A 20229-nucleotide genomic window follows, 5' to 3' on the forward strand; every position below is an offset into this window, starting at 1 on the left:
ATTTTGACCGCCCTGTCGGGACGCGGCGACCCCACCCGTCCTTGGATCAAAGATTTCCATGAACCGAACGCAGCGCTGAAGCGACACACGCTCAGGCAGGGAACACTTGGCTGAACGATCATGAAAACGGCATCCAGACTTCTGCAGATCCTCGCGCTCAGCGCCTGCTTCACCGCTCAGGTCCACGGTGCCTTCTCGATGCCGGGTGTAAGACAGGCGCTGCGGACGATGGCAGGGCAGAACGGCCAGATCCTGTCGCCGATCAACGCTTCCCTCGAATTGATGAAAGGTGCCTGAAGCTCAGGCCGCCAATCCACCCGCCTGCGTCTTCAAAAACGCCTCGCCGCAGGCCTTCGCCAGATTGCGCACCCGCAGGATGTAGCTTTGCCGCTCGGTGACCGAGATCACGCCGCGCGCGTCAAGCAGATTGAAGACATGGCTGGCCTTGATGCACTGGTCATAGGCGGGGAAAACCATCTTGTGCATCGGCAGATTGTCGTTCGACGCCGGCGCGCCGGCATCGAGCAGCGCCTTGCACTCGGCCTCAGCGTCTTCGAAATGCCTGAGCAGCATCGCCGTGTTGGCATATTCGAAATTGTGGCGCGAATATTCCTGCTCGGCCTGCAGGAAGACGTCGCCATAGGTGACCTTTTCGGCACCTTCACGGCCGTTGAAGTTGAGGTCGTAGATGTTGTCGACACCTTGCACATACATGGCCAGCCGCTCCAGCCCGTAGGTCAGTTCGCCCGCCACCGGCGCGCATTCGATGCCGCATACCTGCTGGAAATAGGTGAACTGCGACACTTCCATGCCGTCGCACCAGCATTCCCAGCCAAGCCCCCAGGCGCCCAGCGTCGGGCTCTCCCAGTCGTCCTCGACAAAACGGATGTCATGCAGCAGCGGATCGACGCCGATCGCCTGGAGCGAGCCGAGATAGAGCTCCTGCAGGTTCGGCGGGTTCGGCTTCAGGATCACCTGATACTGGTAATAATGCTGCAACCGGTTCGGGTTCTCGCCATAGCGGCCATCCTTGGGACGGCGCGAGGGCTGGACGTAGGCGGCGTTCCAGCGCCGGGGGCCGAGCGCACGCAGCGTCGTTGCCGGGTGAAACGTGCCGGCGCCTACCTCCATGTCGTAGGGCTGGAGGATGACGCAACCATAGGCCGCCCAGTAATTGTGCAAGGTCAGGATCAGCCCCTGGAACGAGCGGCTGGGGTGCATATGGGCGGGAAGTTCAATCGTCACGGGTGGCCTCGACAGCAAAGGCTAGAGCCTGTCCTTTGAGCATGATCTTTCCGAAAACCGGTACCCACTTTTCGGGATCATGCTCTTGCGGCACGTCCTAGAGACACGGCGGCGAAGCGTCAAGCAAGGCGCGTGGGATGCTGCCGCCGTAAGGGTGCCGCGCAACGTTGAAGGTTTTGCCGGGAACTGGCCCATTGCCGACCTCGGGAGGCTGCGGTCTGCTTCGTCCCCTGCAGCCCACAGCAACGACGACAGGTCCAGTCATGTCCAATTCCATCATCGTCCGCCCGGTCACGCGACAGGATTTCGACCGATGGCTGCCGCTGTGGGACGGCTACAACGCATTTTATGGCCGCTCCGGCGAGACGGCGCTGGCGAGCGAGATCACCGCGATGACATGGTCGCGCTTCTTCGATGCCTATGAGCCGGTGCATGCGCTGGTTGCCGAAAGCGACGGCCAACTGCTCGGCCTCGTGCACTATCTCTTCCACCGCAGCACGACGGCGATCGCGCCGAATTGCTATTTGCAGGACCTTTTCACCAGGCAGGCGTCGCGGGGGAAAGGCATCGGCCGGGCGCTGATCGAAAGCGTCTATGAGCGCGCCCAGGCAGCCGGCTCCGGGCGAGTGTACTGGCTGACGCACGAGACCAATGACACGGCAATGAAGCTCTACGACAAGGTCGGCGAACGCTCCGGCTTCGTCGTCTATCGCAAATTATTTTGAGGACGGCGCGCCCTCCAAACGAAAACGGGGCTCCGAAAGAGCCCCGTCCGCATTCCAAACAAGCCGATTTCACCCCTTCGGGGCAGGCACCGGCTCGGGCTTGACCTTCGGGGTTTCCTGCGCCGTGTTGGACTCGATCGGCGGCAGGCCCTTCAATAGCTTCTGCTGCAAGGTGGCCAGCACATCGGGATCGGGCTTCAGGTCGCGGGCCTGGTTCCACTGGAAGGTCGCTTCCAGCTTGCGGCCGACGCGCCAGTAGGCGTCGCCGAGATGGTCGTTGAGAACCGGATCTTCCGGCTTCAGCGACACGGCGCGCTCCATCTCGCGCACGGAGTCATCGAACCTGCCCATGCGGAAATAGGCCCAACCCAGCGAATCGACGATGTAACCGTCGCTCGGCCTGAGATCGACGGCCTTCTGGATCATCGCCAGGCCTTCCTTGAGGTTCGTATTCATGTCGACCCAGGAATAGCCGAGATAGTTCAGCACCTGCGGCTGGTCTGGCTGCAGCTCCAGCGCCCGGCGGAAATTCGGCTCGGCCTTCGGCCATTCCTTCAGCCGCTCATAGGCGATGCCGCGCTGGTAGAAGATGTTCCAGTTGGCCGCGGTCGGCGTCTTCAGCACCTCGACGGCCTTGTCGTAGAGATTGGCGGCCGAACGGAAATCGTCCTTCGAGGAATAGACCCCGCCAAGCGCCAGATAGGCGCGCATGTCGTCGGGATGAGCCTCGACAAAGGCCTTCAGATGGGTGATCGCCTCATCATGGCGGTCGAGATCGGCAAGGTTGAGGCCAAGCTGCAGGTCCGAAAGCTCCTTCAGCGGCGAAGAATCAGGGATGCGTCGATAGAGCGCGATGGCGCCCTCGCCGTCCTTCAGCTGTTCGGCGACGGCGGCGAGTTGCACAAGAGCCGCATCGCTGTCAGGCCTGAGCGCCAGGGCATATTGCAGGTAAAGGCGGACGAACGGCTCGCCGCCGCCACGGTTGAGCGCGGTGGCGAGATCGAGCAGGATTTCGGAAGCACCGTCGGACGGACCGGAAACGAAGGGCGCGATCTTGTCGCCCTTGGCGATCCTGTCGCGCAGGGCGACGATTTCCAGTTTGCCCGGCGAAAACGTTTCGGCCTGGTCGAGCACCGAGATTGCCTTGGCCTTGTCGCCCTTGCGGGCCAGGAACGAGGCGTAGGCCTGGGCATTGCGCATCCAGGTCTCGGGCGCGGCACCGCCAGCGGTGGTATCCTGCATCGTCGCGGCGTAGATCGCCTCGGCCTTTTCAGGCATGTTGGAGGCGTCGGCGATCAGGGCGCGGTGGAAGGATTTGAACAGGCCGAACCAGTCCGGCCCCTGAAGCTTGTCGATCGACGCCATCGCATCGCTGGCCTGGCCGGCACCCTGTTCGGCCCAGCCGGACATGACGCCCGAGATCAGGCGGTCGAGATCGGATTCCAGCGACAGCTTTAGCCAGTACTGCGCCTTGGTGAAATCCTTCTTGTGGAAGGAATCAGCCGCCAGCGCCAGACGCGAGAAGCGCTCGACATCGGGCACTTCCTTGAGCTTGTCGGCATAGACCAGGGATTCGTCGAAGCGGCCTTGCGCGATCAGCGACAGCATCAGGCTCTGCTGCAGGGCGATGTCGCTCGGATTAAAGGCCAAAGCCTGCTTGTAGTAAGCGATGGCGCTGTCGAGGTCGTTGTCGCCTTCCGCGATCCGGGCAGCCAGATAGGCGCCCGAGAACGACGAGATCTTGACCGGTTCGGTGGATTGCTTGGCATAGGCTGGCAAAGCCGAAATCGCCATGCCCGTCACAATTGCCAGCCTTGTCAGCCAGCGCGCACGTCCTTGCTGCATCGTATCCCTTTCAGCCAGGCGCCATCTCCGCATCAGCGGGATCGACGTAGACTCGATCTTTCCGGGCAAAGCATGGCCTTTTTGGGGTCGCGCTTCAATCCGCCTGAAATTCACAATCGGGTCAGCCGATTAACAAACCATGGCTGAAGGGGACATTCGATCACGGAAAGGCCGGCGTCAAGGTCAGCACGGCACGGCGGGTCGCTGCACCTTCGTGTCGGGAAAGCCACCGGCCGCTATCGTGCTGCACAGCTCGTTCCACTCGCAGCCGCCGCAAGCCTTGCGTACGCCGCCAACGGAAAACGCCTGTCGCATCCGCGCCAGGATTGCCGCATCGAGATCGAGGCGGATGCCGGCCTGGATTGGCCGGTCCAAGAGATCCCCGACATCGCGTGCAGCAAGCCCGTCCCGTTCAACGACGCTCTCGTTGAGACAATGCGGTTCCGGCTCGTCGAGCAAAGGCGCGCAGATGTCGTCTGGACCGGAAACGAGGAGAATGTCCTCGCCCCGGCTCAGGCGCTCCGCGATCCCATCATAGTTGGCGGTGAAAGCAGGGCTGTATCCCTTGCCCACATAGGTGAGCAGGCAAAGGAGGTGATGGGCGCGCAGCCTGATCGTCACGGATTGGCCGGCTTTGCCTTGCCGCCGCGAAGCGCCATCAGTGTCGCCGCACCGAGCGCCGACTTGAGCAAGCCGCCGACGATGAACGGCAGGAAGCCAAAGGTAATGGCCTGTTCGGTTCCAATCATGACCGCGAGCCATGCGGTTCCCAGCACCAGACAGGCCAGATTGCCGAGCAGCATGGCAATGAAGGCGAGCACGACGCTGTTGCCATTCCAGCCGCGTTCTGCCAGCCAGCCGACCAGCGCGCCGACAACCGGGAAAGCGAAGAGATAACCGCCCGTCGGCCCGACGAAATGCACTACGCCGGCGGCCCCCCCGGACAGAACCGGAAAGCCGACAGCGCCCTCGACCAGCCACGCGGCGATGGTGATGGCGCCAAGCCGCCAACCATAGAGCGCACCAATCAGCGTTACGGCGAAGGTCTGCATGGTGATGGGAACCGGCACCATCGGCACTTCGATGTAAGATGACAGCGCCAGGAACAGCGTACCGAGCACGACGGCGCCGGCCTGCCAGGCGAGCGAGCGATCCTGGAGCCGGAGCGGGCTGAAGGACGGCTTGCTGGACGTGAATGCGATGTCTGTCATGAGGATTCCTTCGGTCGATTTCAAATTATAGATAATTTCTGCCTTCGATCTATTATCGAATCCACATTTTCGCTGACATAGCAACCCTTCCCACGACAAAGACCGCCCGACCTGCGTCGCGACACGCTTCAGATCATCATTTTATGGACGTCGTGCCCACGTTTGGGCGACATGTATCAGCCCACGATCGCGAAGGCTTCGCGCGTCGCGCCGGAGGCCGTCTTGACCGGCTTGCGGCCAATCCACTGGACATGCCGCCCCAGCGTCGCGGCCGCCGATTCGGTGTTTCCTTGCCGCAAGGCGGTCAGGATCGCCCGATGATCCTGATCGGTGCGCGTCTCCCACTCCGAACGCCATGCCGCGAACAGGAAGCGGGCGCTGGCGGCATGCAGATCGTCGATGGTGGCGAGCAGGCGCGGCATGGCGCATGGCGCCAGGATCAACCGATGAAAGGCGCGGTTGGCTTCCTCCCATGACCGGACGTCGCGGGATTTGTCGCCGGCTTTGGTCGCTTCTTCGGCGAGATCGAGAATGGCTGATGTCAGATGCGGAGCGGCATGGCGCAGCGCCAGCACTTCGAGTGCTGCCCGCATCTCGGCGACTTCCTTGACCTCGCCGAGATCGAAGGCGGCGACGCGCACGCCGCGGCGCGGCTCGCTGACGGCCAGCCCTTGCGCCTCAAGGCGACGGAACGCCTCGCGCACCGGAACATGGCTGGTGTGGAACTCCTCGGCGACATGATCCTGGCGCAGCCGGGCGCCAGGCTCGATCGCGCCAGAGATGATGCGGTCCGCCAGCACCTTGCTGATGCGCACCGCGATGGTGTCGTCCGTGCCCTTTGCCATGTTTTATAGATAATTTGCCGCGGGGCTGCTTGTCGAGACGGTGAGCCATGTTCGCCGACGTTCTCCCCAGCACAAAGCCAGGGGAAACTCCGGAGAAAGCCGGCCTCAGTTCACCCGGCTGATGCAGAAATCGATGACGTCGATCAGCGCCGATTTCTGCGGCGTTTCTTCCAGCGGCGCCAGTGCGTCGCGGGCGATCTCGCCGAAATGGCGGGCGCGGCCGATCGTGTCGGCGATGGCGCCGTGGCGGGTCATCAGGCCGATCGCCTTTTCCAGGCCCGCGTCATCGACGACATTGTCCTCGATGGCGCGTTTCCAGAAGGTGCGCTCGGCCTTGGTGCCGCGCCGGTAGGCGAGGATGACCGGCAAGGTCACCTTGCCCTCGCGGAAATCGTCGCCGACATTCTTGCCGAGATCCTTGCTGGTGCCGCCATAGTCAAGCGCATCGTCGATGAGCTGGAAGGCAAGGCCGAGATTCATGCCGTAGGAGCGCAACGCCGCGCGGTCGTTGCGGGTCGCCTGGGCGATGACCGGGCCGACTTCAGCGGCAGCAGAAAACAGCGCGGCGGTCTTGGCCTTGATGACGGCGAAGTGCTCGTCCTCGGTGGTTTCGAGGTTCTTGGCGGCGGCAAGCTGCATGACCTCGCCCTCGGCGATGATCGACGCGGCGCTCGACAGGATGTCGAGCGCTTCGAGCGAGCCGACATCGACCATCATGCGGAAGGCCTGGCCGAGCAGGAAGTCGCCGACCAGCACGCTCGCCTGGTTGCCCCAGATCATGCGGGCGGTCTTCTTGCCCCGCCGCATGCCGCTCTCGTCGACGACGTCGTCGTGAAGGAGCGTCGCCGTGTGCATGAACTCGACCGAGGTGGCGAGCTTGACATGGCCCTCGCCGGAATAGCCGAACATCTGCGCGGCGGCGAGCGTCAGCATCGGTCTGAGCCGCTTGCCGCCGGACGAGATCAGATGGTTGGCGACCTCCGGGATCATCTCGACGTCGGAGCCGGCCTTGGACAGGATCAATTCGTTGACGCGGCCCATATCGGCGGCCGTCAGATCGATGAGATCCTTGATGGAGGCGGGTTCCCGCTTCCCGTTTTCGATGTTGAGAACGACACCCACGACAATCACTCCCGTCTTGGTACAACGCGTGCGACGGCACCCTTAGTCCCGATACGGACTCTAGGGCGGCGGACACGGCCACGGCAAGTGGCGAATTGGCGCGGCGTTGGTGACAGGCCTGTTAACCGAGCCGGAGGGAGCGCGGCTCTGCCCCCGGAAGCGCCGCCCGTTTACATCAATAGCGCAAACTGCGAGTTTCACACGATGATAGAACTTGTCCGCACCAACGATGCCGTGATCATCTCCTTTGTCGAATCGCTCATGCGCGACGCCGGCATCGCCTGCTTTGTCGCCGATCAGAATATGAGCATTCTCGAAGGGTCGATCGGTCTTTTGCAGAAGCGCGTCATGGTCGACGCCGATCAGGCCGATGCCGCGCGGCGTATCCTCAGGGATGCCGGCATCGCCAACGAAATCCGCACAAAATAATGTCGGCCGCACCAGCCGCCCTCGCCCCGGACACGCCGGCCCATACGGTCGATGCCTTTCATCGCGGCCGGTTCTGGCTTGTGCAGCCCAAGCATGGCGGCCACCGCGCCGGCATGGATGCGATGATGCTGGCGGCGGCCGTGCCGTCCGGCTTTGGCGGACGCCTCGCCGATTTCGGCGCCGGCGCCGGCGCTGCCGGCCTGGCGGTGCTGTCACGTTGTCCGGCTGCCCAGGCCGTGCTTGTCGAACGTGCGCCGGAAATGGCGGCCTTCGCATCGGCTACCCTTGCCCATCCCGGCAATGCCCATCTCAGCGATCGCGCCTCGGTGCTCGTCGCCGACGTCGCGGTTTCAGGCCAGGCCCGAGCGGCAGCTGGTCTAGCCGACAATGACTTCGACTACGTCATCATGAATCCGCCTTTCAACGCCGCCCGGGACCGCGCCACGCCGGAGCGCCTGAGAAAGGAAGCCCATGTCATGGAGGACGGGCTGTTCGAAAGCTGGATCCGCAGTGCGGCGGCGGTGGTCAGGCCGCGCGGCGGGTTGGCCGTCATCGCGCGGCCCGAACAGCTCGCCGCCATTCTCGACGCGATATCAGGCCGTTTCGGCGATGCCGAGATGCTCGCCGTCCACCCTCGCCCCGACGCTGCAGCAATCCGCATCATCGTGCGGGCGGCACTCGGGGCGCGTGGAAAACTCGCCATCCGCCCGCCTTTGATGCTTCACGCCCAGTCGGGCAATGGCCCTGACGAACGCAGCGAAATGATCACCAATGGTCTCGCCTCGCTGTTTGGAGATTGAGCTATTCCTGACCGCCGCATTGCCGTTGACCGGGAAATCCCTACATGCCTGCAACCCATCGACCGGAGACCGTGCCCTCGTGAAACGCCTTTTCAACCGACTGCTGCCGAAATCCTGGCGCTCCACCGTCGTCGTCATTCCGGTCATCCGGCTGCACGGCACGATCATGTCGGGCGGCCAGTTCCGGCAGAATCTGTCGCTGGCCTCCACCGCCGGCCTCATCGAGAAGGCGTTTTCGTTCGACGCGCCGGCGGTCGCCGTTTCGATCAATTCGCCCGGCGGCTCGCCGGTGCAGTCGCGGCTGATCTTCAAGCGTATCCGCGACCTGGCGAGCGAAAAGAACAAGAAGGTGCTGGTCTTCGTCGAGGACGTCGCAGCCTCCGGCGGCTACATGATCGCGGTCGCCGGCGACGAGATTTTCGCTGATCCGTCGTCCATCGTCGGTTCCATTGGCGTTGTCTCGGCCTCGTTCGGTTTCCCGGAGCTGATGAAGAAGATCGGGGTCGAGCGCCGTGTCCACACCGCCGGCCAGAACAAGGCTGTGCTCGATCCGTTCAAACCCGAGAAGAAGGAGGACATCGAGCGGCTGAAGGCGCTGCAGCTCGAGGTGCACGAGACCTTCATCGATCTCGTCAAGGAGCGGCGCGGCACCAAGCTGAAGGACGATCCGGACCTGTTCACCGGCTTGTTCTGGACGGGCAAGAGAGGTCTGGAACTCGGCCTGGTCGATGCGCTTGGTGACATGCGCACGGTGTTGAAGACCCGGTTCGGGGCGAAGACCCAGCTCAGACTGGTCTCGGCGCCGCGTGGTTTCCTCAGCCGCTTCGGCCTGTTCGGCTCGAGCAAGGGCTTTTCGGCGCCCGATATCGCGGCGGCTGCCGCCAGCGGCGTCATCGATGCGGCGGAAGAGCGCGCGCTGTGGGCTCGCTTCGGGCTTTGAAAACCGGACAAAACCGTCTAGCATGAAGGCTTGAAATGCTATGCATGCCGTTTTCCCTAAACCGGACACAGTTTTGGGCGGCGTGCATTAACCGACCCGACCGGCCGCCTTCGCCGGCCCAGCGTGGCAGGAGTTGTGACATGCCGCAGATCATTTTCTTCGCCGTCGTTGGCGTCGCCGCCTATTTCGGCTACCGCACTTTCGTGCGTGAAGCCGAGCGCGTGACGGCCAAGGTGCGGCGCACCGAAAAGCAGGCGGCCAATGGCGCGATGGGAACGCTGGTCAAGGATCCGAAGACCGGCGAGTACCGGCTGGCCAAGGACTGAGCATCATTTCGCTTACATCAGTTGCGGCGGACACCGACGCCGGCGCGCGGACCTGGCATGCGCATGCCAAGATCAATCTGGCGCTGCATGTCACCGGCCGGCGCCCCGACGGCTATCACCTGATCGAAAGCCTGGCGGTGTTCACGCGTTTTGGCGACCGGGTCGAGATCGCCCTCACCGACAGCGATGCGTTTACCGTGTCCGGCCGTTATGCACCGGCGGTTCCCCTGGACGCCAGCAATCTCGTGCTGAAAGCGCGCGATGCCTTGCGAAGGGCGGCCGGCCTCGAGCGAACCTCGCCCGTGTCCATAAAACTCGAAAAGAACCTGCCGGTGGCCTCCGGCGTCGGCGGCGGGTCGACCGACGCTGCCGCCGTGCTGCGCGGACTGGCGCAGACCTGGGGCCTGGACATGGACGATGCCGGGCTGGCGCGGATCGGCCTCTCGCTCGGCGCCGACGTGCCGATGTGCATGGCGGCAAAGCCGCTGGTGGCGCGTGGCATTGGTGACGAGTTGTCGATGGTGCCGGACTTTTCGGCGCTGGGACTGGTGCTGGTCAACCCCGGCACGCCGGTCTCGACGGCGGATGTCTTTGCGGCACTTTCCCGCCGCGACAACGAACCCCTGCCGCCGCTGCCGCGCCGCATCGATTTTCACAGCCTGCGCAACTGGCTGGAGATCACCCGCAATGATCTCGAACCGGCAGCCCTTGCGATGCAGCCGGCCATAGGCCGGGCGTTGTCGTGGCTCAACAAGGCCGGCTCGGGATTTTCACGCATGTCCGGATCGGGCGCGACCTGCTTCGGCCTGTTCGAGACCGGCAATGTCGCCAAGCGCGCGGCAGCCGAGATTCGCAGTCGCCAGCCCGACTGGTTCGTCGCGGCGACGCGCAGCATCGCCTCGGAGGGAGCTGATGGCCAGAATTGACGAGAGCCGTTCGTTCATTCCCGTGCGCATCGCGGTGCTGACAGTTTCGGACACGCGCAGCCTTGCCGATGACAAATCCGGCCAGACGCTGGCCGACCGCATCACCGAGGCCGGCCACATCCTGGCCGCCCGCGATATCGTCACCGATGACCGCGACAAGATCCGCGACACGGTCCTGGCGTGGTCGCGGGACAAGGATATCGATGTCGTCATCACCACAGGCGGCACCGGCTTCACCGGGCGTGACGTGACGCCGGAGGCGCTGGAGCCGATCTTCGAAAAGCGCATGGACGGCTTTTCGGAAGTGTTCCACCGCATCTCCTACGACAAGATCGGCACGTCGACGATCCAGAGCCGGGCGACCGGCGGCGTCGTCAACGCCACCTTCGTCTTCGTGCTGCCGGGCTCGCCCGGCGCCTGCAAGGACGCCTGGGACGGCATCCTCAAGGCGCAGCTCGACTATCGGCACATGCCCTGCAACTTCGTCGAGATCATGCCGCGCCTGGACGAGCATCTGCGGCGGGGCAAATAGCCATCACCGGATGACCGGTTCGCCATGAAAGCGCCGGCGCGAGGGGCGCGAAACACCGAAGCCGACTTCCATCATCAGCCGCGGCGTGCGCGCCGGCACGGTGCCCATGTGGAAACCGAACGGGTCCTCGACGAAGCCGAGGCCAGCCTCTCCGGTCAAGGTCACCGGGCTCTGCTCGCCATAGACGTCCAGCACCTCCTGGGCGGGATGGCCAACCAACAGGGTGAGCTGATGCTTTATGGCGCGCTTGTTATGGCTGCCCCTGACATAGACATGCGGACCTGTGTCGGCGTCGACGGGCTTGAGGTAGAAGAAGAATTTCAGCATGCGCCAGTCGTCGAGGTCGAAATGATATTTGCCGAGCGAGGCAAGGTTCTTGTCGGCGTCCGAGGCCTCGCCGGTCGGAAAGCTCCACCAGACGCGCGTCGTGATCAGTTTCGCCTGGCCACCAAGGTAGTGCGCGGCAACGTCGAGAAGCAGCGGATCGCGCTGTATGGCGAATGCCGCCGGACAGTCGAGGATGCGCTCGAAATAGTGCCCGCTGAGCAACGAGCGGCCCAGACGTTTCTCGGCCTGCGCATGTTCGCCCGGCATGAATTCCAGACGGCGGTCGAAATTGCCGAAGCAAGGCGTACGCCCCGCGAAATCAGCAATCTCCTCATGGATCTCCGGTGGCAGTACCAGGCCTGAAAACAGGCCGTCGGAACGCAGCGCGTCGACCACCGCCGCCCGCTCGACACCGGAAAACATCGTATCCCCAATAGTTTCGGCAGGACGGGCGCGTTTTGCACCCAGCCAGTGCATGCGGCGCCCAGGCATGGTGCGCGCCAGCATGAACATCGGCAGCCAGGCAGGGTTTTCGCGAAGGTCCGTGAGATAGGTCGGAATGCGCACGGCAATGCGCCGCAGCAGGCTGCCATTGCGCGCAATGGCCTCGAGACTGGCAGCACCGGATTTGTCAGGGGTTGAAAGGTTCATCGGGTCCTCGTCCATGAGCGTGACACCCGATGCCGCATCGGTGTTCACCACTCGCATGACCCAAACCCAATTCACCCGCTTCCAGGGAAGGCTAACCCCACGTCAGATTTTGTGCAATGCACAATGAACAGAGCACCCGCAAAAACTCACTTCGGGGCGCGGTGCTGCTGCTTCGGCGGCGCCACCCAGATCTCAGCGTCGAGCCTCTTTGTCGCCAGGCCGCGCGCCAGCGCTTCGGCGCTGCCGGCGCTCTTGGACAAGGACGCGGCCTGCCGCTTGCTGATCACCAGCCCGTCGGCGAGCGCACGATTTCCTGAAAAGACCCGAGCCAGGAACGGCGTGCGGCTGCCGCGCACCCTCGAGAATCGCGCCGCCATGGTTTGCCTGCCGGTGTGGACGACGACCGCTTCGATCCAGCCCTCCACCAGACGCGCCCCCGGCTCCAGCAGCAACAGCCAGTCACCCTTGGCCAGCCGGATGCCGGCGGCGATGCCGCCGCTTGCCACATAGTGGCAGCCGGCATGCTCGGCGACATGATGCGTCTGGTCGGTGGAGCCGGTGTCACAGACGATCACGTCGCGCACCACGCCCTCGACCGCGCCGCCAATCAGCGAGGCGAGCGTACGGGCGAGAGCCTCTTCGTCATTGCGTGTTTCGATGAGAACACTGAGCATGTTTAGCCGAATAGCGGAAAGCCGAGCACAGCGCCAGTTTTTGCGGCGCAGCATAAAAAGTTCTTGCTTTGTTCTCATCGACAAAATAGGAATAATTTCATGAACAGAGCGATTCGAAACAACATGGACAGTCCCTGGGAGCGGGCCAAGATGGAACCGATCGTGCGTGCCGACATTGCAGCTTTCGGAGCAGGACGCGCCGAAATGGCCAATGCGATGATCGAGCAGAGTGGCATGCGCATCCGTCCGGACCGCAATCGCGGCCGGTCGGCGGGCATCAATCCGTCCGGCCGCTTCGAACCCGTCAGCCGGCACGTCTTCGACGATGGCTGGAGTTCGCTGGAGGAACTGCCGCCGTTCAAGACCGAGGTGCAGGTGGAAAAGCCGCGCACCATCATCACCCGCAACGAATCGCCCGACATTTCCTTCGACCGGTCGATCAATCCCTATCGCGGTTGCGAACATGGCTGTGTCTATTGCTTCGCGCGGCCAACGCACGCCTTCATGGGCCTGTCGCCGGGCCTGGATTTCGAATCCAAGCTGTTCGCCAAGCCGGATGCGGCGCGGTTGCTCGACAAGGAGCTGTCGAAGGACGGCTACCAGCCGCGCACCATCGCCATCGGCACCAACACCGACCCCTACCAGCCGATCGAGAAACAGTACCGGATCATGCGTGAGATCCTCGAAGTGCTGGAAGCCCGTGGCCATCCGGTCGGCATCGTCACCAAGTCCGCTTTGGTGACGCGCGATATCGACATATTGTCGCGCATGGCCGAACGTGGGCTGGCCAAGGTGGCGCTGTCGGTGACGACACTGGACCGCATGCTGGCGCGCACCATGGAGCCCCGTGCGTCGACACCGACAAAGCGGCTGGAGGCGATCCGGCAGCTCTCGGATGCCGGCATTCCGACTTCGGTCATGGTGGCGCCGATCATCCCAGGCCTGACCGACCAGGAAATGGAACGGATCCTCGATTCGGCGTACGCAGCCGGCGCACGCGAGGCGGGTTATGTCGTGCTGCGCCTGCCACTGGAGGTCAGCCCGATCTTCAAGGACTGGCTGCTGCGCCACTATCCCGACCGCTACCGCCACGTGATGTCGCTGATCCGCTCGATGCGCGACGGCAAGGATTACGATTCGGAATGGGGCAAGCGCATGAAGGGCGCCGGACCTTACGCCTGGCAGATCGGCCGGCGCTTCGAGATCACGGCCAAGCGGCTCGGCCTCAATGCCGAACGGCGCACGCTGCGCACCGACCAGTTCATCGCGGCTGGAAAGGACCAGGAACAGCTGATGCTGCTCTGAAAATACAATTCGCCGTGGCGGTTTGACCTGCCACGGCAAGAAATCCCGTCCGGCCTGCCCCGGCCTGCAGACGGTGCCCTCCCGGTCCGGCGCCCCACCCGACCCGGAGGGACTTGCGGAGAATCGGAGCCGATGCGAACCTCGCCGCAACATGGCTCGCGCGCGTTCCGATTCTCCGCTTCTCTTCGAAATCGTCGAGAAACCCGATTTCTCCTTCGAGACGAAGGCGATGGCCGAAGGCCTATGGCCAGTCGCCGGCATGGATGAGGCCGGTCGCGGCCCGCTCGCCGGACCGGTCGTCGCCGCAGCTGTTGTGCTCGACCCCGCCAACATCCCCGAAGGTCTCGACGATTCCAAACGGCTCAGCCATTTGCAGCGCGAGGCGCTGTTCCTGCGCATTCTTGGCTCCGCGCAGGCGGTTTCGATGGCCTCGATCAGCGCTGAAGGCATTGACGGCAGCAACATCCTCAAGGCGAGCCTCGAGGCGATGCGCCGCGCTTTGGTCGGGCTGTCGGTGCGGCCGAAGCTCGCGCTTGCCGACGGACGCGATGTGCCGCCGGGGCTGCCATGCGACGGCCGCGCGCTGATCAAGGGCGACCAGCGCTCGCAATCGATCGCCGCCGCCTCGATCGTCGCCAAGGTGATGCGCGACCGCATGATGTGCGGCTGCGGCAACCACCACGACCGCTACGGCTTCGAAGTCCATATGGGCTACGCCACCGCCCGTCACCGCACGGCGATCGAGGCGCATGGCCCGGTTGCAAGACTGCACCGCGTGTCGTTTGCGCCATTCAGGCTTGATGGCGCTGAGGTGGTTGAGGAAGAGGGCTTGGCCGGGCTGGATTGAGCGCCAGCCTTATCTCTCGGAGATTGGCGTCAACGCCCAACAAAAAAGCAGCCAGGTTGCCCGGGCGGCTTTTTGATTTCCAAATGTTGTCAGCTCAGTTGAGCTTGGCCTTCACATCCGCGAGCGATGCCTTGAACAAATCGGCTCCGGCCTTGACGTCGACCTTGGCGGCGAGCAATGCGCGGGCGGCCTCGACGGCGATGTCGACGGCGCTGGCACGGACTTCAGCGACCGCGTCACGCTCAGCCTGGCCGATCTTCTGTTCGGCAAGCGCGGTGCGCCTGGCGACATAGTCCTCGGACTTCTTGTGAGCATCGGCGGCGAGCATTTCGGCTTCGCGCTTGGCGGCCGCAACGATGTCGGCGGCCTCCTGCTCGGCTTCCTTGCGGTTCTTCTTGTACTGGCCGAGCAACTGCTGGGCCTCGTCGCGAAGCTTGCGGGCTTCATCGAGCTCACTGCTGATCCTGGCGGCGCGGGCGTCGAGAGCCTTGGCGATCAGGCCGGGCACCTTGATGTAGATGGCGACGCCCAGGAAGATGATCAGGGCAATCGTGGCCCAGAGCGTTGCGAGAGATGTAGCGTCCATGATGCGCTCCTCACCGGGCCACGGATTTGACCGCGGCCGCGATCTCGGCCTTGCTGGCCTTGCCGCCGACCAGGGCCTCGACGATCGCCGAAGCGGTGTCCTCGGCAATGCTGCCGACTTCCTTCATGGCATTGGCCTTGATGGAAGAAATGCGTGCCTCGGCCTCGCCCAGCTTCTCGTCGAGCGCCGCCTCGATCTTCTTGCGCGCGGTCTCGGCTTCCGCCTTGGCCGCATCGGCGGCCTGCTGGCCGATCGAATTGGCGTTCTTCTTGGCTTCCGCCAGTTCCTGCTCGTAGGCAGCAACAGCGGCGTCGGCCTCGCCCTTCAACTTGCTCGCCTGATCGAGATCCTGGCTGATGCGATCGTTGCGGACATCGATGATGCCGCCCACGCGCGGCACCACGACCCGCTTCAGGAAGAGGTAGAACAGCCCAAAAGTGATCGCCAGCCACAGAAGCTGCGACGGGAAGGTCGCAGGATCGAACGGCGGAAATGCACCATGCGCTTCGGCAGGCACGCCGGTGGTGGAGTGCGTGTCGCCTCCGGTCGCGGCGTGGCTGGTATCGGCAGCAGGCGCGGACTCTTGCGCAAAGGCAGATGTCACGAACATGGACTATCCCCAGATATCAGGCCCGCCGCTTGCGCGGCCGGCCTGTCCAATCTTCCCAAAGCTCAGCCGAACAGAGCCAGCAGCGCGATGAGAAGCGAGAAGATGCCCAGAGCTTCGGTCACAGCGAAGCCGAAGATCAGGCGGCCGAACTGGCCGTCAGCAGCCGACGGGTTGCGCAGCGCGCCCGAGAGGTAGCTGCCGAAGATGTTGCCCAGGCCAATGCCCGCGCCACCCATGCCCAGGCAAGCGATGCCGGCGCCGATGTACTTTGCTGCTTCTGCGTCCATTTGTTCAACTCCTTTGGATCTGAAAATTCCGTTGGTATTCCATCCGGCGCCAATGTTGGAAACTTTTGGGCCGGAAACTCTTGGTCAGTGCCCAGGATGCAGGGCGTCGTTGAGATACATGCAGGTCAGCACCGCGAAGACGTAGGCCTGCAGGAAGGCGACCAGTAATTCGAGCGCCGTCAGCGCCACCGCCATGGCCAGCGGCAGGATCGAGCCCGCGATGCCGACCGCGCCGAGCGCGGAGAGGCTGACGACGAAGCCCGAAAACACCTTCAGCGTGATGTGGCCGGCAAGCATGTTGGCGAACAGACGAACCGAGAGGCTGACCGGGCGCGACACGAAGGAGATGACTTCGATCAGCACCACCAGCGGCAGCAGGAACACCGGCACGCCATGCGGCACGAACAGCTTCAGGAAACCGAGACCGTGCTTCATGAAGCCATAGACCACCACGGTTCCGATCACCAAAGCGGCGAGGCCGAAGGTGACGATGATGTGGCTGGTGATGGTGAAGAAATAGGGGAACAGGCCGAGCAGATTGGCGACCAGCACGAACATGAACAGCGAGAACACGAAGGGGAAGAACTTCATGCCCTGCGTGCCGGCGGCATCGCGCAACATGTTGCCGACGAATTCGTAGGCCATCTCGGAGATCGACTGCAACCGGCCGGGAACCAGGCTGCGCCTCGACGTCGTCAGAAACAGGAACCCCGCGGCGACAACCACGGTCGCGACCATGAACAGTGCCGAATTTGTGAAGGACAGGTCGTAGCCGCCGATGTTAATCGGAACCAGCTTGATGATATGGAACTGGTGGATCGGATCGACCTTGTCAGCTGCCACGTTTTAACCCCGTCAATGCCGCGTACGGCCAAATTATCATTGCCGCATAAGGGCGGCTATTTCCAAATGCCGCCTGAAGGGCGGTCATTTCCTGTCGTCCCGGCCAGAGCGCGATTTATCGCCCTGTCCGAATTCTGCCACAACGCCCGCGGAACGCATGACATTGAGCACGCCGGCGCCGAAACCAAGCAGCAGGAAAACAATCAGACCCCACGGCGATGTCCCCGCCATACGGTCGATGATCCAGCCGATGCCGGCGCCCACCACCACGCCAGCGATAAATTCACTGGAGAGTTTGACCGCCTGGCCATATCCGGCCGCACTGCCCGCTTTCGCGTCGTCTTTCCCCTCGAGCCGGTTCGGCAGCCTTGTCGCAAGCGATGCTTCAAGTTCACGCCGACGTCGCTCAAGATCGTCGTCGCGGATGCCGGTTTCATGCTGATTGCCGCGGCCGGTTTCTCCGGTTCCGTCTGGCCCATTCTTGTCGGCCATCGCAACCCCCCTGCCCGGTCAGACCGTCACCGTCCGTCCGCTTCTAAAGTCGCCGGCAACATAGTTAGAGGGGTTGCGCCCGTCAAGCCACGGGCGGAAGTTCATTGCCATGTATTTTAGGCAATAAAATCAATCAATTAGAGAGGTGCGACATCGTGCCCGTCGCGATGATGGGGATACGTTGCGCGAATCCCCCTGGCAATGGCTCGCTGATCGAGCCTATGGCCGATGGAAAAGACCAGCGGCCGACGAACCTCAGCTCCAGCCGCCGCCATAGGTGCGGTAGAAGATATGCAGGCCGATCTTGGTCATCTTCTGCATGGTGCGCGCCCAGCCCGGATGGACATATTGGGCATAATAATGGGTCGACGATCCGACCTCCGGGATGAAGATCTTGCCGGCCGTGACCGCCATGGCGATGTCCTGCGCGGTCTTGTAGGCGACGGGGCTATCGATGCGCTTCTTCCTGCCGTCGCAAGCGAAGGAGAACTGGCAACGGTTGAACCAGCTGTCGTTTTGATAGACGACGCCGCAGATCGAATTGGGATAGGCCGGATTGCGGACGCGGTTGAGGATGACCTGGGCAACGGCAGCCTGACCGCGCACGGATTCGCTCCTCGCCTCGAAATAGATGCCATTGGCCAGGCATGCCTGTTCCTTTTTGGAGAAGACACTCTCTGGCAGCGGGTTCTGGATCCACCAATGGTCGCCCTTGGCCATCGGCGGAATGAAGCGGCCATTGTTGGGCTCTTCATCCTGAAGCAGAACTTCGAAGGGCGAGGCCTTGGCATAGTCCGGCTCGGATTGCGCATAGGCTGTCGCCAGCACATCCGGATGATCGTTGTTGACCAGGGCGGCGAGCATGGCCGGCACGCCGGGATCCGGCTTCTTGTCCTCACGCGCATGGAACGCCGCGGCGATCTGGATTTCCTTGCCTTTGATCTGCGGCTTGGCGAAAGCCATCTTCAGGTCGCCGTCCATGCTCGGCCGCATCAAGGAGGAGGTCCGCTGGAAGATCGACCCGGCGTTGAAGTTCTTCGGCGGTGCAACGGGTGACATCTGAACGATGCGGCCCTTCTTGTCGGCGCGCATCACGCGATCCTCGTCGGGCGAGCCGCTGACCTTGCCGCCCTTGCCGCGAAACGACACGTTGCCGACACCAGCCAGGTGAATGCCCGATCCGGAGATCGAGCCGGTGACGTCGGAATCGACGAACGGCATCTCGGCGGCATGGGTCGAGCCGGCGACGGATCTCTCGACATAGGAATTCCAGCGCGCGGTCGGCGATTCGAGGCCGGAAACGAGGCTGGTCATGTCCTGGTAGGCGGCGACGGTCGGGAAGCCGATCCAGATGCCGAGACCGATGATGAACGGAGATACGAAGCTGCGTTTCTTCTCACCGGCGGCGGCAACAAGCCGCTTCAACACACGTCGATGCACGGAACACTCTCCAGGAACGCCACTGACCCCACTGGAGAGCAAAATGATGCATTAACCTTGATGGGACGTTAACGGGATCGATCGGGTTTTCTCAGTCGGCTCAAGGTCGTGGTTTCGAAGTCGGGCGGTTTTGCGGCGGGATGCGACGGAACACCCGCCGATCCGCGTTCACGGAACCGGCCTTAACCGGATATCCATATTCCAACCATCACAATGGAGCTGTTCGAAACAGCGGCCGCGCAAGCCGAGCGACGAGGCAACGGTCGTGGACACTACAACCGCAAACGGCGTGAACTCGACAGAGCCACCCGGACGCCCCCAGCTTCATAATCTGACGGCCCTGCGGGCTTTTGCGGCCCTGTCGATATTCATCCATCATCTAAAGGTGTTTGGAATCGATGCGTCTCAATCCATCCGTAACATGGATCTGGAATGCGCCGTCTCGTTCTTCTTCGTCCTGTCGGGATTCGTGTTGTCATACAGTTTCGCAGGGCGTTTCCTTGACTGGCGCGATGTAAGACACTTTGTCTTCCAGAGATTTTTCAGGCTCTGGCCCGTTCACATGCTGTGTTCCTTTGTTGCCCTGGTGACGCTTCATGAACCGGCAAGCCTTCTCACCGCATATCTGACGACGACGCTCCAGAGCTCATGGATTCCGACCTACGGCACGGCCTATGCCTACAATGGCGTTTCATGGTCGATATCGGTCGAGTTATTCTTCTACCTTCTCCTGCCGTTCATTCTGATCCTGAGGCCCAACCAGATCCATGCTGGTGGTTTGCGGCTGGACCCTTGCCGTCCTCGGCCTGCTTGCGTTCACGGTGGTTTTGCCCGGTCCGGTATTTCCGCCTTCTTCCGAACGACCGTGGCTGGATTTCTACGTTACGGACGCATCCTTCGTTCAACTTTTTCCACCTCTACGCATGGTGGAATTCCTGTCGGGGATAGCTGTCTATCAATTGTTCAGACTTCGGCGCATCCCCGCCGGCTGGTTGGCGTCCGCTCAGATTGCGGCAATCGCCTGCCTGGTGCTTTATGCCGGCGTGCATGACGAGATCACGCGGTTCTTCGCCAATCATGCATCGGTCATGGCGTCTGCAGCTTATCGCGAATATGGGATGTATCCGGTATTCGCTGCCTTGGTCTATGTTTGCGCACCAATCCGGCGTGGTGACGCGCGTTCTATCTTGCCGCCCGTTGATTTTCTGCGGTGAGATCAGT

Annotated in this window: 25 protein-coding genes and 1 pseudogene; 12 read left to right on the forward strand and 14 right to left on the reverse strand. The window is 62.8% G+C overall.

The features are described from left to right. The first annotated feature begins 120 nt into the window (after window positions 1-120). Window positions 121-297: a hypothetical protein gene (locus AC1DX4_RS07445; protein WP_477219688.1), complete on the forward strand. Its 177-nt coding sequence runs from the start codon at window positions 121-123 to the stop codon at window positions 295-297. A gap of 3 nt (window positions 298-300) precedes the next feature. Here the strand turns inward: AC1DX4_RS07445 and AC1DX4_RS07450 are convergent, their stop codons facing one another. Continuing rightward, window positions 301-1221 carry a glycine--tRNA ligase subunit alpha gene (locus AC1DX4_RS07450; RefSeq protein WP_171878178.1) on the reverse strand — a complete coding sequence of 307 codons (921 nt, stop codon included), beginning with the start codon at window positions 1219-1221 and terminating at the stop codon, window positions 301-303. Between the two features lie 287 nt (window positions 1222-1508). On the opposite strand from AC1DX4_RS07450, the gene AC1DX4_RS07455 reads away from it, so the two are divergent. Further along, window positions 1509-1970 carry an N-acetyltransferase family protein gene (locus tag AC1DX4_RS07455; protein ID WP_477219689.1) on the forward strand — a complete coding sequence of 154 codons (462 nt, stop codon included), beginning with the start codon at window positions 1509-1511 and terminating at the stop codon, window positions 1968-1970. A 69-nt stretch (window positions 1971-2039) separates the two neighbouring features. Here the strand turns inward: AC1DX4_RS07455 and AC1DX4_RS07460 are convergent, their stop codons facing one another. The 5 genes from AC1DX4_RS07460 to AC1DX4_RS07480 all read right to left on the reverse strand — a co-directional run bounded on the left by AC1DX4_RS07460 (window position 2040) and on the right by AC1DX4_RS07480 (window position 6993). Next, complete coding sequence (locus AC1DX4_RS07460) at window positions 2040-3815, reverse strand: tetratricopeptide repeat protein (RefSeq protein ID WP_477219690.1); 1776 nt, start codon at window positions 3813-3815, stop codon at window positions 2040-2042. 183 nt (window positions 3816-3998) lie between these two features. Next, on the reverse strand, window positions 3999-4436 hold the full coding sequence (locus AC1DX4_RS07465; RefSeq protein WP_477219691.1) for a DUF1284 domain-containing protein: 438 nt from the start codon (window positions 4434-4436) through the stop codon (window positions 3999-4001). Continuing rightward, entirely contained in the window at window positions 4433-5026 is a 594-nt protein-coding gene (locus tag AC1DX4_RS07470; RefSeq protein WP_477219692.1) for a biotin transporter BioY, read from the reverse strand. Before AC1DX4_RS07470 ends, AC1DX4_RS07465 begins: the two co-directional genes overlap by 4 nt. A gap of 176 nt (window positions 5027-5202) precedes the next feature. Continuing rightward, on the reverse strand, window positions 5203-5871 hold the full coding sequence (locus tag AC1DX4_RS07475; protein WP_477219693.1) for a GntR family transcriptional regulator: 669 nt from the start codon (window positions 5869-5871) through the stop codon (window positions 5203-5205). A 105-nt stretch (window positions 5872-5976) separates the two neighbouring features. After that, window positions 5977-6993 carry a polyprenyl synthetase family protein gene (locus AC1DX4_RS07480; protein WP_172231524.1) on the reverse strand — a complete coding sequence of 339 codons (1017 nt, stop codon included), beginning with the start codon at window positions 6991-6993 and terminating at the stop codon, window positions 5977-5979. Between the two features lie 204 nt (window positions 6994-7197). Here AC1DX4_RS07480 and AC1DX4_RS07485 point away from each other — a divergent pair, with 204 nt between their 5' ends. From AC1DX4_RS07485 to moaB, 6 genes are all read left to right on the forward strand, one after another. Beyond that, window positions 7198-7422, forward strand: a complete 225-nt coding sequence (locus AC1DX4_RS07485) for a putative signal transducing protein (protein WP_027041409.1) — start codon at window positions 7198-7200, stop codon at window positions 7420-7422. Beyond that, the gene (locus AC1DX4_RS07490; RefSeq protein WP_477219694.1) at window positions 7422-8222 is read left to right on the forward strand and encodes a tRNA1(Val) (adenine(37)-N6)-methyltransferase; all 801 of its coding nucleotides are present in this window, start codon (window positions 7422-7424) and stop codon (window positions 8220-8222) included. Before AC1DX4_RS07485 ends, AC1DX4_RS07490 begins: the two co-directional genes overlap by 1 nt. A gap of 79 nt (window positions 8223-8301) precedes the next feature. Next, window positions 8302-9162 (forward strand): S49 family peptidase, encoded by an 861-nt coding sequence (locus AC1DX4_RS07495; RefSeq protein ID WP_477219695.1) that lies wholly within the window; start codon window positions 8302-8304, stop codon window positions 9160-9162. Window positions 9163-9302: 140 nt separating this feature from the next. Next, complete coding sequence (locus tag AC1DX4_RS07500; RefSeq protein WP_027041406.1) at window positions 9303-9488, forward strand: membrane protein; 186 nt, start codon at window positions 9303-9305, stop codon at window positions 9486-9488. A gap of 5 nt (window positions 9489-9493) precedes the next feature. Beyond that, on the forward strand, window positions 9494-10414 hold the full coding sequence (locus AC1DX4_RS07505) for a 4-(cytidine 5'-diphospho)-2-C-methyl-D-erythritol kinase (protein WP_477219795.1): 921 nt from the start codon (window positions 9494-9496) through the stop codon (window positions 10412-10414). Continuing rightward, complete coding sequence (moaB, locus tag AC1DX4_RS07510; protein WP_477219696.1) at window positions 10401-10946, forward strand: molybdenum cofactor biosynthesis protein B; 546 nt, start codon at window positions 10401-10403, stop codon at window positions 10944-10946. The genes AC1DX4_RS07505 and moaB overlap by 14 nt, the downstream gene beginning before the upstream one ends. Before the next feature lie 3 nt (window positions 10947-10949). On the opposite strand, the gene AC1DX4_RS07515 is transcribed toward moaB, so the two are convergent. Both AC1DX4_RS07515 and AC1DX4_RS07520 read right to left on the reverse strand, forming a co-directional pair. Further along, window positions 10950-11924, reverse strand: coding sequence for a hypothetical protein (locus tag AC1DX4_RS07515; protein ID WP_477219796.1), 975 nt, complete (start codon window positions 11922-11924; stop codon window positions 10950-10952). A gap of 146 nt (window positions 11925-12070) precedes the next feature. After that, on the reverse strand, window positions 12071-12598 hold the full coding sequence (locus tag AC1DX4_RS07520) for a glycosyltransferase (protein WP_477219697.1): 528 nt from the start codon (window positions 12596-12598) through the stop codon (window positions 12071-12073). Window positions 12599-12748: 150 nt separating this feature from the next. Between AC1DX4_RS07520 and AC1DX4_RS07525 the strand changes: the two genes are divergently transcribed. Next, complete coding sequence (locus AC1DX4_RS07525) at window positions 12749-13903, forward strand: PA0069 family radical SAM protein (RefSeq protein ID WP_477219797.1); 1155 nt, start codon at window positions 12749-12751, stop codon at window positions 13901-13903. 151 nt (window positions 13904-14054) lie between these two features. Next, entirely contained in the window at window positions 14055-14750 is a 696-nt protein-coding gene (locus AC1DX4_RS07530) for a ribonuclease HII (RefSeq protein WP_477219698.1), read from the forward strand. Window positions 14751-14844: 94 nt separating this feature from the next. Here the strand turns inward: AC1DX4_RS07530 and AC1DX4_RS07535 are convergent, their stop codons facing one another. The 6 genes from AC1DX4_RS07535 to AC1DX4_RS07560 form a co-directional block, all read right to left on the reverse strand. Beyond that, on the reverse strand, window positions 14845-15336 hold the full coding sequence (locus AC1DX4_RS07535) for a F0F1 ATP synthase subunit B (protein WP_477219699.1): 492 nt from the start codon (window positions 15334-15336) through the stop codon (window positions 14845-14847). Between the two features lie 10 nt (window positions 15337-15346). After that, entirely contained in the window at window positions 15347-15946 is a 600-nt protein-coding gene (locus tag AC1DX4_RS07540; RefSeq protein ID WP_477219700.1) for a F0F1 ATP synthase subunit B, read from the reverse strand. Window positions 15947-16008: 62 nt separating this feature from the next. Beyond that, window positions 16009-16233 carry a F0F1 ATP synthase subunit C gene (locus AC1DX4_RS07545; protein ID WP_013896722.1) on the reverse strand — a complete coding sequence of 75 codons (225 nt, stop codon included), beginning with the start codon at window positions 16231-16233 and terminating at the stop codon, window positions 16009-16011. Window positions 16234-16317: 84 nt separating this feature from the next. Beyond that, window positions 16318-17076, reverse strand: a complete 759-nt coding sequence (locus AC1DX4_RS07550; protein WP_477219701.1) for a F0F1 ATP synthase subunit A — start codon at window positions 17074-17076, stop codon at window positions 16318-16320. Window positions 17077-17160: 84 nt separating this feature from the next. Beyond that, window positions 17161-17568, reverse strand: a complete 408-nt coding sequence (locus AC1DX4_RS07555) for an AtpZ/AtpI family protein (protein WP_477219702.1) — start codon at window positions 17566-17568, stop codon at window positions 17161-17163. 255 nt (window positions 17569-17823) lie between these two features. Continuing rightward, the gene (locus AC1DX4_RS07560; RefSeq protein ID WP_477219703.1) at window positions 17824-19008 is read right to left on the reverse strand and encodes a cell wall hydrolase; all 1185 of its coding nucleotides are present in this window, start codon (window positions 19006-19008) and stop codon (window positions 17824-17826) included. 289 nt (window positions 19009-19297) lie between these two features. Between AC1DX4_RS07560 and AC1DX4_RS07565 the strand changes: the two are divergent. Next, window positions 19298-19753 (forward strand): annotated as a pseudogene (locus AC1DX4_RS07565) (acyltransferase family protein); the annotation flags it as partial. A gap of 22 nt (window positions 19754-19775) precedes the next feature. Beyond that, on the forward strand, window positions 19776-20222 hold the full coding sequence (locus tag AC1DX4_RS07570) for a hypothetical protein (protein WP_477219802.1): 447 nt from the start codon (window positions 19776-19778) through the stop codon (window positions 20220-20222). Window positions 20223-20229: the final 7 nt, after the last annotated feature.

The sequence above is a fragment of the Mesorhizobium sp. P3_A8 genome, assembly GCF_056402995.1.

Excerpts from the sequence above, each read along its gene's own strand:
- AC1DX4_RS07475 (WP_477219693.1), bottom strand. The coding sequence starts at position 5,871 with ATGGCAAAGGGCACGGACGACACCATCGCGGTGCGCATCAGCAAGGTG.
- AC1DX4_RS07455 (WP_477219689.1), top strand. The coding sequence starts at position 1,509 with ATGTCCAATTCCATCATCGTCCGCCCGGTCACGCGACAGGATTTCGAC.
- AC1DX4_RS07485 (WP_027041409.1), top strand. The coding sequence starts at position 7,198 with ATGATAGAACTTGTCCGCACCAACGATGCCGTGATCATCTCCTTTGTC.
- AC1DX4_RS07545 (WP_013896722.1), bottom strand. The coding sequence starts at position 16,233 with ATGGACGCAGAAGCAGCAAAGTACATCGGCGCCGGCATCGCTTGCCTG.
- AC1DX4_RS07570 (WP_477219802.1), top strand. The coding sequence starts at position 19,776 with ATGCTGGTGGTTTGCGGCTGGACCCTTGCCGTCCTCGGCCTGCTTGCG.
- AC1DX4_RS07555 (WP_477219702.1), bottom strand. The coding sequence starts at position 17,568 with ATGGCCGACAAGAATGGGCCAGACGGAACCGGAGAAACCGGCCGCGGC.
- AC1DX4_RS07500 (WP_027041406.1), top strand. The coding sequence starts at position 9,303 with ATGCCGCAGATCATTTTCTTCGCCGTCGTTGGCGTCGCCGCCTATTTC.
- AC1DX4_RS07515 (WP_477219796.1), bottom strand. The coding sequence starts at position 11,924 with ATGAACCTTTCAACCCCTGACAAATCCGGTGCTGCCAGTCTCGAGGCC.
- AC1DX4_RS07540 (WP_477219700.1), bottom strand. The coding sequence starts at position 15,946 with ATGTTCGTGACATCTGCCTTTGCGCAAGAGTCCGCGCCTGCTGCCGAT.
- moaB (WP_477219696.1), top strand. The coding sequence starts at position 10,401 with ATGGCCAGAATTGACGAGAGCCGTTCGTTCATTCCCGTGCGCATCGCG.
- AC1DX4_RS07470 (WP_477219692.1), bottom strand. The coding sequence starts at position 5,026 with ATGACAGACATCGCATTCACGTCCAGCAAGCCGTCCTTCAGCCCGCTC.
- AC1DX4_RS07530 (WP_477219698.1), top strand. The coding sequence starts at position 14,055 with ATGGCTCGCGCGCGTTCCGATTCTCCGCTTCTCTTCGAAATCGTCGAG.
- AC1DX4_RS07460 (WP_477219690.1), bottom strand. The coding sequence starts at position 3,815 with ATGCAGCAAGGACGTGCGCGCTGGCTGACAAGGCTGGCAATTGTGACG.
- AC1DX4_RS07445 (WP_477219688.1), top strand. The coding sequence starts at position 121 with ATGAAAACGGCATCCAGACTTCTGCAGATCCTCGCGCTCAGCGCCTGC.
- AC1DX4_RS07535 (WP_477219699.1), bottom strand. The coding sequence starts at position 15,336 with ATGGACGCTACATCTCTCGCAACGCTCTGGGCCACGATTGCCCTGATC.
- AC1DX4_RS07450 (WP_171878178.1), bottom strand. The coding sequence starts at position 1,221 with ATGCACCCCAGCCGCTCGTTCCAGGGGCTGATCCTGACCTTGCACAAT.
- AC1DX4_RS07490 (WP_477219694.1), top strand. The coding sequence starts at position 7,422 with ATGTCGGCCGCACCAGCCGCCCTCGCCCCGGACACGCCGGCCCATACG.
- AC1DX4_RS07520 (WP_477219697.1), bottom strand. The coding sequence starts at position 12,598 with ATGCTCAGTGTTCTCATCGAAACACGCAATGACGAAGAGGCTCTCGCC.
- AC1DX4_RS07525 (WP_477219797.1), top strand. The coding sequence starts at position 12,749 with ATGGAACCGATCGTGCGTGCCGACATTGCAGCTTTCGGAGCAGGACGC.